We start from the raw sequence: 258 nt of genomic DNA on the forward strand, positions 1-258 counted from the left end.
GGTGCAGATCTCCGTTTGGTAACTGGTGCATCATTACGTATTCAAAGCGGTTCAAGTACTAACATTACGGCTGGTACTGATGTCTCAATTAAAGGTACAACTGCAAATATAATTGGTGACAGCGTAGTTAACATCAGTGGTGGTGGTCAAACACTAACCGTTGATGCATCAGGCAACACTGGCTCAGCCGCTTTCATGGCCCCTGATTTTAAATCACCGAACGTTGGACTTAATGACCACATTCACTATCACCAACAG

General features: G+C 44.2%; 1 protein-coding gene. It reads left to right on the forward strand.

Annotation, left to right across the window (positions count from 1 at the left end):
- Window positions 1-15: 15 nt before the first annotated feature.
- Window positions 16-258, forward strand: a 243-nt coding sequence (locus RG959_RS24475; RefSeq protein ID WP_342799333.1) for a hypothetical protein, incomplete at its 3' end; no start/stop codon positions are given.

It is taken from the genome of Domibacillus sp. 8LH, from assembly GCF_038806185.1.
Lineage (GTDB): Bacteria > Bacillota > Bacilli > Bacillales > Domibacillaceae > Domibacillus > Domibacillus indicus_A.